This is a genomic window from Desulfonauticus sp. (assembly GCF_055126295.1).
In genome coordinates, this window is the sequence record NZ_JBSRHE010000025.1 from 1 (window position 1) to 9,770 (window position 9,770).

The window sequence follows — 9,770 nt, forward strand, 5'->3', positions numbered from 1 at the left end:
GCCGCTTTACTCACCACCCGAAGGTGGCTTTCTCGCTCGACTTGCATGTGTTAGGCACGCCGCCAGCGTTCATTCTGAGCCAGAATCAAACCCTCCAGTATTAATTCTAAACTCCTTAACCTTATCTCACACCATCACTCTCGCTATTCAATTGACAAAGAACAAAGACTTGTTGTCGTGTCGAGACTTTCTAAGTTATTCAAAACCGAGTCAGCTGTCAATCACTTTTTTCAACTTTTTTCGCTTTCCTTGTGAAAGTCTCGAAAACCTTATTTTCTTGTCTAAAGAACTTTTCGCCCTCACGTGCGAAGGTGCTCTTTTTAACGAGCTCTAAAAAAAAGTCAACAACTTTTTTAAAAAAATATTTTTTTTCTTATAACAGCCTAAAATTATTAAAAATAAGCTTTGAGTAATAAATTGTCGGCGTGAATAACTTCTGGATAAACAAAGGATTCGTCCAGCAAGTCTTTAAGTTCTGAGCTTTTACAGCCCAACATTTTGGCGATGTCAGCAGAGCTATAATTACTAAGTCCTACGCCTATAATCTCACCATCTTCACTTAGAATACTCAACAAAGCACCTTTCCCAAACTCCCCTTCCACCTCTTTAATGCCCACAGGCAACAGACTTTTCCCCTTTTGCAAAGCAAGACCAGCTCCCTTATCCACAATGACCTTTCCTTCTGGGTCCAGATTATAGGCCAGCCAAAACTTTCGCCGGGAAATCTTTTTTTCTTCTGGCAAAACCCAGGTACCCACATTTTGCCCCTGAAAAAGTTTCTCCAAAATAAAGCGTTCTTTACCGGGCAGAATAACTGTAGGCACTCCAATCTGGGCTGCCCTTTTAGCAGCCAAAAGCTTACTATACATACCACCAGTGCCTTCTGCACTACTGCCTTCACACAAAGAATTTAAATCCAAAGAAGTAATGTCTTCGATATAGTCTATTTTCCTGGCTTCTGGGTATAATTGAGGATTTTTATCAAAAACACCCTGGGCTGAGGTAAGATTGATAAACAAGTCTGCCTCTACCAGATTTAAAATTAAAGCTGCCAGTTGATCGTTATCGCCAAATTTTAGCTCCTGCACAGCTACAGTGTCGTTTTCATTTACCACAGGAATCACTCTCCATTCTAAAAGCTTGAGAAAGGTATTCCTGGCATTTAGAAAACGCTCCCTATCCCTTAAGTCATCACGGGTAAGCAATACCTGGGCAGTCACTTTGGAAAACCGAGCAAAGCCTTCATCGTAAAGGTGCATCAACCTGCTCTGGCCAATAGCAGAGGTAGCTTGCTTATAGGTAAGCTCTGGCTTTAGCTTACAAGAAGACATCACCTTGCAGCCTGCAGCCACTGCTCCTGAGCTAACCAGGACCACTTCCTTACCCTGATCGTGAACCAGGGATATATCGTCGATAAGACGAGAGATAACTCGCAAGTCCAAGCCCCTGGGAGTAGTTAAGACAGCACTCCCGACCTTAATCACCACCCTTTTGGCACTTTTTAAGCTATCCAGTTTAAATTGTTCAAAATTTTGCCTGGTTGTCTTCATAGGCGTAAAATCTTTGCCACATATAAGTTAGAAGTTCGTCTACTCCCTCACCTTTAAGGGCAGAAATAAAAAAGACTTCACCGGGAAACTTTTCCTTTAATTTTCTTAGCTCTTCTGGGGTTAAAAGGTCAATCTTGTTCACGACCCAAATCTGTTCCTTTTCACTCAAAGCAGGGTTAAACTTTTCCAGTTCTTCATTTATCAACTGAAAACCAGCCTCAGGCTCTTCTGGCACAATTTCTTCTATACTTAAAATGTGTACCAAAAACCGTGTTCTTTCCACATGTTTTAAAAACCTATCTCCCAAGCCCTGCCCCAGATGAGCCCCTTCAATAAGGCCTGGAATGTCTGCTATTACCATTTTCTGGCCTTTCTCATCAGCAACCACTCCCAGGTTGGGAACCAGAGTGGTAAAAGGATAGGGAGCAATCTTGGGCTTGGCTGCAGAAATGGCAGACAAAAAAGTGGACTTGCCTGCATTGGGCAGCCCCAAAAGCCCCACATCAGCTATGAGTTTTAACTCCAGGTAAATTCTTTTTTCTTCTCCAGGAAGGCCTGGCTGGGCATAACGAGGAGCCTGGTTGGTAGGGGATTTAAAATACATATTTCCCTTTCCACCCTTACCGCCCTTAGCCACCAATACCTTTTTCCCGTCTCTATCCAAGTCTGCAATTAGGACTCTCTTGCCCTCTGCCTGCACTTCATAAAGCAAAGTGCCCACAGGAACCTCAATAATCAAATCTTCTCCAGATTTACCATCACACTGACTGCCCATGCCAGGCTGTCCATTTTGAGCTTCATAAACTCTTTTTAACCTAAAGTCATAAAGGGTCAGCAGTCTGTTGCTGGCCAAAAAATAAACGTCTCCGCCCTTGCCTCCACTTCCACCATCAGGTCCACCTTTGGGAATAAACTTTTCTCGCCTAAAGGAAACGCAACCTCGCCCGCCTTTGCCAGCCCGCACCAAAATTTCTGCTTCATCAATAAAACGCATTTTAAAATCCCTTTTAGTTTCCTGCTAGTTTTTGCTTTTTTTCTTTACCAGCCAGGACATGTCTTTCTTTGGCAGATAAGACTGCTTTGCGCAAGCGAATGCTTTTGGGGGTTACTTCTACCAGTTCATCATCTTTAATAAAGTGAATGGCCTGTTCTACAGTTAAAGGCAAAACCGGGGTTAAAATCACAGCGTCATCTTTGCCTGCTGCCCGCAAGTTAGTAAGCTTTTTGCTCTTGCAGGGATTCACATCCAAGTCATTCTGCCTGTTATGCTCACCAATAATCATACCTTCATAAACCACATCTCCAGGACGAACAAACAACCGGCCTCGAGGCTCCAGGTTAAACAGGGCATAGGCCACAGCCTGTCCAGACCTGTCCGAGACCAGAGCACCTGTTCTTCTGCCCGGAATATCTCCAGCATAGGGAGCATAACCAGCAAACAAAGAGTGCATAATGCCCGTGCCCTTGGTGTCAGTTAAAAATTCATCTCTATAGCCAATAAGGCCTCTGGAAGGGATAAGAAACTCCATGCGCACTCTACCCTGACCATTATTAAGCAGAGAATGCATCTTACCTTTGCGTAAAGAAAGTTTTTCTGTCACCACTCCCATAAACACTTCTTCGCAATCTACCAACAAGTTTTCCATGGGCTCCTCTAATATCCCCTTTTTTTGTTTCAGAATAACTTTGGGCCTGCCCACGCAAAATTCAAAACCTTCCCGCCGCATGGTCTCTACCAGTACAGCCAGTTGAAATTCACCTCTACCCTTGACCAAAAAGGAGTCCTTATCCTCTGTTTCTTCCACCTTAATGGCTACATTTAAAAAAGTTTCTTTAAATAAACGCTCTCTAATTTTGCGAGACTGCACAAATTCCCCTTCTCTTCCAGCTAAGGGAGAGGTGTTGATACTAAAAAGCATGGACACTGTAGGCTCTTCAACCCTAATCCTGGGTAGTTGTTGCGGATTTTCCTGGGTACAGATGGTATCTCCAATATGTACGTCCTCCAGGCCTGATAACACCACAATATCTCCAGGAAAAACCCTGGAAACCTCTTTTAATTCCATCCCTTCGTACACTTGCAATTTAGAGACCTTAAGAGGTTTTTGCTCTCCTTCAGCTAAGATACAGACCAGATTTTCTTTAGCTTCTACCTCTCCGTGAAAAACCTTACCTATGGCCAGACGTCCCAGGTAGTCTGAATAGCCCAGATCTGATACCAGCATCTGAAAAGGCTTTTGGGGGTCAAAACCAGGTCCAGGAATATTTTGTAAAATAGTCCTGAAAAGTGGCTTTAAATCCTGCTTTTCTCCGCCCAAAGTTTCAAAACACACTCCTTCCTTACCAATGGTATAAAGCACAGGCGCTTCCAGTTGTTCCTCTGAAGCTCCTAACTCTATGAGCAAATCATAAACCTCGTTTAAAACCTCCTGCGGTCTAGCATCCTTACGGTCAATTTTATTGATACAAATAATAAGGGCCAAATTGCCTTCCAGGGCCTTTTGCAGCACAAATCTAGTTTGAGGCAAAGGACCTTCTGAAGCATCCACCAGCAAAATAGCCCCATCAGCCATGGACAAAGCACGCTCTACCTCTCCTCCAAAGTCAGCGTGGCCAGGAGTATCAATAAGGTTAATCTTCACTCCTTCATAGAAAAACGAACAGTTTTTGGCAGCAATGGTAATCCCCCTTTCCCGTTCTAACTCCAGAGAATCCATTATCCTTTCAGCCACTTCCTGATTGTCTCTAAAAAGACCACTTTGTTTTAACATACTATCTACCAGGGTGGTCTTGCCATGATCAACATGGGCTATAATGGCAATATTTCTAATCTTTTCATTTTGTTCCCAGGACATAAAATTTTCCTTTTTTTAGAGATGAAAAAAAATACAAAAGCCCCTTTAGGACAAAGGGGCTTTACGCTTTCTACCAGAATACAAAAACAAACTCAAAAAAACTTAGGCAGGAATTACACTAACTCTAGTCTTAACTCTATTTTTTCTCTTAAATTTTTCAAATTTAACCACACCATCTACCAGAGCAAAAAGGGTGTAGTCCTTACCCAGACCTACATTTTCTCCAGGATGAATCTTGGTACCCAACTGCCTAACCAGGATATTGCCAGCTCTTACCTGCTGACCAGCAAAACGCTTTACACCGCGTCTTTTACCTATACTATCTCTACCGTTTCTAGTACTTCCACCAGCTTTTTTATGAGCCATGACTTCCTCCTCTCTACCTACTTAGGCCTTGATTTCCTTTATCTTCAAGGCAGTAAACCATTGTCTGTGGCCCTGTTTTTTACGATAGCCTTTTCTTCTTTTCTTTTTGAAAACAATGATCTTCTTGCCTCTACCGTGTCCCAAGACTTCACAAACGACCTTTGCACCCTCCACATAAGGAGTGCCAATCTTGACTTCTCCGCCTTCACCAAGCACCAAAACTTTGTCTAAAGTAATTTCCTGGGCTGGCTCTACCTCCAGCTTTTCTACTTTAATCTGTAAGCCTTCTTGGACTCGATATTGTTTTCCACCTGTTTCAACTATAGCAAACATGTTACCCTCCCATACGTGAAGAAAAAGATGCTTAAACTACACTTTAAACTCTAGTCAAGCTTTTTTTCTCCTTTCTGGAAAAAATCTAACTCTCCTCAACAACTCCTGGCCAAAACCAGGACCTCTATCTCCTTAACTCCTTGTATTTGTAAAACCTTACCCACTTCCCTTAAGGTAGCCCCTGTGGTATAAATATCGTCTAATAATAAAACCTTTTTCTCTCTCAAATCTGCCTTTAAGGCAAAAACTCCCTGCACATTTAAAAACCTTTCTTTTTTTCGCAAAGTCCTCTGGGGTAAATTTTCTCTGATTTTTCTAAGCCCCAGGGTCAAAACCTTGCCCCCTATTTTAGCTTGAAGTCCCTTAGCTAGCTCCAAAGTTTGATTAAAACCTCTTTTTCTGAGTCCTCCTTTAGAAAGGGGTATGGGCAAAATAATATCCGGCCGGGTTAACTTATGCCGGTAAAACCCATTTTCCAAAAGGGAAACAAAAAAATCCAGGTAAGCCAGCTTTTCCCTGAACTTATAAGCATAGACAATTTCCTGAAAAGTCCCAGTTAAATAACAGCCAAAACCAAATTTAGACCAGGGTGGAAGTACACTCTGACACTCTGCACAGAGGTGAAAACAGGGCAAGGTATAAGGCTGTCCACATAAGGGACACCAGCCCCTGGCTAAAGCAGGTAAATACTTTCTACACTCCAAACAAAAAAAATCATCCACTTCTGGCTGGCCACAAAAAAGACAGCGACGAAAGTGTTTACCAAGATTGGACAAAATCCAGAATTTCTTGCTCTTTGTGAGCATCCAGGTCTTCAGGTCCATCTACACCTCTAAGACCCAAAATTTCCACTTCATAGCCAAAGATTTGTAAGAAGTATTTTAAGGTAAGACGCGCTCCTTCAAAAAGCTTTTCTCCTTTGGGCCTGCCTGCCAAAAGTACAGCCTTGGCTTTTTTAACTGGTAAAAAAGCAGGATTTAACATATAAAAACTTTGCGCCCGGTCAATAAAACCTTTAAACAGAGAAGGAAGATGATAAAAATAGATGGGAGAAAAAAAGACAAGCTTCTCCCTTTGGGCCAAAGAATCAAAAATTGCTTTTACCTCATCCTTGTCTTCAAAGATACATCTACCTCTGGACTCAGCTTTGGCACAGGTTTGACAACCAATACAGGGAATAATTTTCCTGTCCCGCAAAACAATATATTCTGCCTTTTCCCACTTCTCTAAAACCAGGTTAAAGGCCCTGTCTGTACTGCCCTTTAAATGCGGGCTGGCGTTAACCAGTAATGTTTTTTTCATAAGTACCTTTTAAAAAGCTGCTTTTTTCCTCTAACTTTAACTGATAATGAGGAAAAATAAAACCAACCTCTCGCAAGGTGCTTTTAAACACTGGAGAAACCAGCACCACCAAGCGTTTAAACTTATTTTGTCGGAGATAAAAACTTATCTCCTCCAATACCCTTCAGCAGGTATGCCGCAAATCTAAAATAAATTCTTCTCTAGTTTTGGACATAAACTTTTCCATACTCTTTGGCCATTTTCTCTATTCTAAAAAATCTTTGCCACCTTTCCCTGGCTTGTACTCCCATTTTCCTGAGTTGCACAGGATTTTTAAGCAGAGCAAGTGCAGTTGCTATTAGTTTATCTTCAGCCAAAGGAGCAATCAGTTCCCCACAATCTCCAGCAATGACTTGCTCACCTATTCCTCCTACCTGATAAGCCACTACAGGCAAGCCACAGGCCATACTTTCCAAAATAACAAGGGGAAAGTTATCTATTCTAGCAGGATAAATTAATAATGACCCCTGGGCCAGCAAATTTAAAAGTTCGCTATGAGGTAAAACAGGTACTTGCTTAACCCTGGCAGCCACCTCTGGTGAAGAAAAGGACAACTTTTCTCCTCCCACTAAAAAAAAGCGTATTTCTTTATCTTCTTGAAAAATAGATTCTATAATGAAAGGCCACCTATCACTTCCCTTAATTTCATTGCGGCCCAAAGAAGAACATATTAAAATTATAAACTTTCGTTGATAGCGAAACAATTCCAGGGTAGGATTAAAATTAAGTTCCACTCCATTATAAATAAGTTTATGCTCCAGACCTGGATACATTTTGCTTCCCATCTTCTTTAACCAGTTAGAAGGATAAATAAAAATGGGGTTTATTTTTAATAACAATTTTTTCTTCTGTGCAAAAACTTCCTTACTGTTTGTAAATCCCAAGGGACAGGATACACACTCCTTTTGCCAGTTAAAACACTGAAAGGGATAAACACAGCCTCCACCAAGCACCTGGAAATCATGCGCAGTAATAAAAACTATTCCCTTAAAATCAACCAGTTTTTTTAATACCTCCAGCCAGTTTTTGCTGGAATGAAGGTGAAAAATAGAAGCATCTTTCAATTTTGACCAATCAACTCCTTCCCTTTCTACCAGTTGAATAAACTCATACCCAGGCTCTTTACTTAAATAGCTGGCAATTAAGTTGGCAACTCTGGCTGCACCTCCTTTATCTCGCAGATAAGTATAGTAAACAATTTTCATCGCTAAAAAAGGCCACCTCGCAAATGAGGATTGAGATAGGGATTGTGCAATTTTTCTTCCCCTACTGTAGTAGCTTCTCCATGGCCTGAATAGATAATGGTCTCTGAAGGCAAGGTAAGTATCTTTTCCCTGGCTGACTTAATTAATACCTCCTGGTCGCCGCCAGGAAAGTCTGTCCTGCCTATGGAACGAAAAAAAATAAGATCACCCACAAAAACAGCTTTTATGGCTGGGAAATAAAAAGAAAGGCTACCTGGAGAATGGCCAGGCGTACTAAGGACTTCACAGGTAGTGTCAAGTACCTGTAAAGGACCGGGCTCTAAATTTTGAAAGGAAAACTCTGGGGTTTCAGGAAAATCCATAAAACCACCTAACCCCAGTTCACTTTCCAAAAGGTACTTATCCTTTTCACTGGCCCAAATAGTTACGCCTGTAGCCTTACTTAAAGAGGCATTGCCCTGAATGTGGTCAAAGTGCAAATGGGTATTGAAGATATGAGTAAGTGTAAGGTTGTTTTGTTCTAAAAAATTTAAGACCTCACTTGCCTCTCCGCCTGGGTCTATGGCCACAGCTTCCTTATCCGAGTAAACTAAATAACAGTTGGTAGAAAGCACGCCTAAGGGAAATATTTTTACCTTTAACACCTGTTGCTCCTTTAAAATTCTTTAAGGATAAAGCTTTCCAGTTCTTTTCTGGAAGAACTACCCTTTTGGGCTGGATGGCCAAGTGCAATCACTGCCATTAACTCTAAATCTTCTGGATTAGTATCCAGAATTTCCTGAACCCGGGCTTCTTGATTTAAAATCTCTCCCAGCCAGACTCCACCCAAATTCAAACCATGAATGGCCAAAAGCATATTTTGAATACACGCTCCAATGGCTTGAGCGTCCTTGATGTGATGATAAGAGGCCTTTTTATCCAGAAAAACAACTATCAAGGCCTGAGCACTTCTCACAATGTGGCCATACTTGGTACACTCTGCTAAACGCTCCTTTATCTTGCTATCTTGAACCAAAACAAAACGCCAGGGCTGGTTGTTAAGCCCACTGGGCGCCCAGATACCTGCCTCTAAAATACGCAAAAGCTCTTCCCTGCTTACAGGTTCAGAAGTAAATTTGCGAATACTTCTTCTCTCCAAAATGGCCTGGAAAAGTTCCATCTTCTAAGCTCCTTATTCTTAAGTATATTTGTTTATGACAGCTTTGACTTATTTTGCAGATTAATAATGAAGTTTTTTTTTGCTGTCATCCTAAAATTATTCTTCTTGTTGAGGAGAACACCAATTTTCAACTAGCCTAACAAGCTAAAATTCTCAAAAATCTATCAAATCTAGAATTTGACAAATAAAACTCCCTATTGACAATAAGTGCTTTTTATAAGATATTTTAGTATAACTAAAAAAATATGAGGACCTAGCCATGTTTACAAGAAACATAATTTTATTAGTTTTTTGTTTATGTGTCTGGAGTACCTCCCTTGGAGCGCAAAATTTAGAACAAAAATATCAAGAACTTAAATCTAGAATAGAAAAAAATTACAATGAACCCAAAGGAGACCCTGGTAAACTAGAGCCCTACCTACAGTGGATGGAAATCAAAGCAAAAGACAGAGATGAAGTAAAAAGTATCCTAGAAAACATTAAACAAAATCAGGAAAATAAACATTTAAAACAATGGGAAGAAAAATTCTCTTCCTTGCTAAACTTAGCTCAAGGTTCAGGAGAGACTACAGTTAACGGAGCTGTGTTGAAATTTATGCGCATAAGAGACCCCAGGTCCCCCAAGGCTGCAAATTGGGAAACAGTAATAGAGCGGTTGAAAAATTACGGACGAAAAATCTACCTCAAGGCCAGGGAAACCTATATAAGAGACGGGAAGGAAGGTTTGGCTCACTTGATGAGCAAGGTAATCTGGTCATTCCAGACCGAGATTTTGATACAGACTGTGAGCCACGCAGTTCTTTTACCTATTTCTCCAGGGGAGAGCCAGCAGTGCAAACAGATTGGGGGCTTGATTGGATAAACCAGGTATGCCAAGAGGCTCGCTGGTGGAACTTTGGAGATGCGGAAAAGGATGCCACTGATTTGATGGAAGAGTTTTTTAAGGATTCCATGTGCAAGA

At 41.3% G+C, this 9,770-nt stretch carries 11 protein-coding genes and 1 rRNA gene; 1 reads left to right on the forward strand and 11 read right to left on the reverse strand.

Features of this window, described 5'->3' with window-relative positions:
* The 11 genes from ACTCIM_RS10820 to ACTCIM_RS10870 form a co-directional block, all read right to left on the reverse strand.
* A 16S ribosomal RNA gene (locus ACTCIM_RS10820) occupies positions 1–101 on the reverse strand; the annotation flags it as partial.
* Positions 102–392: 291 nt separating this feature from the next.
* Complete coding sequence (gene proB, locus ACTCIM_RS10825; protein ID WP_472315571.1) at positions 393–1,550, reverse strand: glutamate 5-kinase; 1,158 nt, start codon at positions 1,548–1,550, stop codon at positions 393–395.
* The gene (gene obgE / locus ACTCIM_RS10830; protein ID WP_472315573.1) at positions 1,525–2,544 is read right to left on the reverse strand and encodes a GTPase ObgE; all 1,020 of its coding nucleotides are present in this window, start codon (positions 2,542–2,544) and stop codon (positions 1,525–1,527) included. Before obgE ends, proB begins: the two co-directional genes overlap by 26 nt.
* 13 nt (positions 2,545–2,557) lie before the next feature.
* Positions 2,558–4,405 (reverse strand): translational GTPase TypA, encoded by a 1,848-nt coding sequence (gene typA, locus ACTCIM_RS10835; RefSeq protein WP_472315575.1) that lies wholly within the window; start codon positions 4,403–4,405, stop codon positions 2,558–2,560.
* Positions 4,406–4,507: 102 nt separating this feature from the next.
* Entirely contained in the window at positions 4,508–4,771 is a 264-nt protein-coding gene (gene rpmA / locus ACTCIM_RS10840) for a 50S ribosomal protein L27 (RefSeq protein WP_464279217.1), read from the reverse strand.
* A gap of 21 nt (positions 4,772–4,792) precedes the next feature.
* On the reverse strand, positions 4,793–5,104 hold the full coding sequence (gene rplU / locus ACTCIM_RS10845; protein ID WP_464279216.1) for a 50S ribosomal protein L21: 312 nt from the start codon (positions 5,102–5,104) through the stop codon (positions 4,793–4,795).
* A gap of 95 nt (positions 5,105–5,199) precedes the next feature.
* Entirely contained in the window at positions 5,200–5,928 is a 729-nt protein-coding gene (locus ACTCIM_RS10850; protein ID WP_472315577.1) for a phosphoribosyltransferase family protein, read from the reverse strand.
* A complete protein-coding gene (locus ACTCIM_RS10855; protein ID WP_472315579.1) occupies positions 5,864–6,406 on the reverse strand; it encodes a flavodoxin family protein in 543 nt (180 codons plus the stop codon). Before ACTCIM_RS10855 ends, ACTCIM_RS10850 begins: the two co-directional genes overlap by 65 nt.
* 200 nt (positions 6,407–6,606) lie before the next feature.
* The gene (locus ACTCIM_RS10860) at positions 6,607–7,650 is read right to left on the reverse strand and encodes a glycosyltransferase (RefSeq protein ID WP_472315581.1); all 1,044 of its coding nucleotides are present in this window, start codon (positions 7,648–7,650) and stop codon (positions 6,607–6,609) included.
* Positions 7,651–7,652: 2 nt separating this feature from the next.
* Positions 7,653–8,294, reverse strand: a complete 642-nt coding sequence (locus tag ACTCIM_RS10865; protein WP_472315583.1) for an MBL fold metallo-hydrolase — start codon at positions 8,292–8,294, stop codon at positions 7,653–7,655.
* A gap of 11 nt (positions 8,295–8,305) precedes the next feature.
* On the reverse strand, positions 8,306–8,809 hold the full coding sequence (locus ACTCIM_RS10870) for a nitroreductase family protein (protein ID WP_464279212.1): 504 nt from the start codon (positions 8,807–8,809) through the stop codon (positions 8,306–8,308).
* A gap of 259 nt (positions 8,810–9,068) precedes the next feature.
* Between ACTCIM_RS10870 and ACTCIM_RS10875 the strand changes: the two genes are divergently transcribed.
* Positions 9,069–9,671: a hypothetical protein gene (locus tag ACTCIM_RS10875; protein ID WP_472315585.1), complete on the forward strand. Its 603-nt coding sequence runs from the start codon at positions 9,069–9,071 to the stop codon at positions 9,669–9,671.
* Positions 9,672–9,770: the final 99 nt, after the last annotated feature.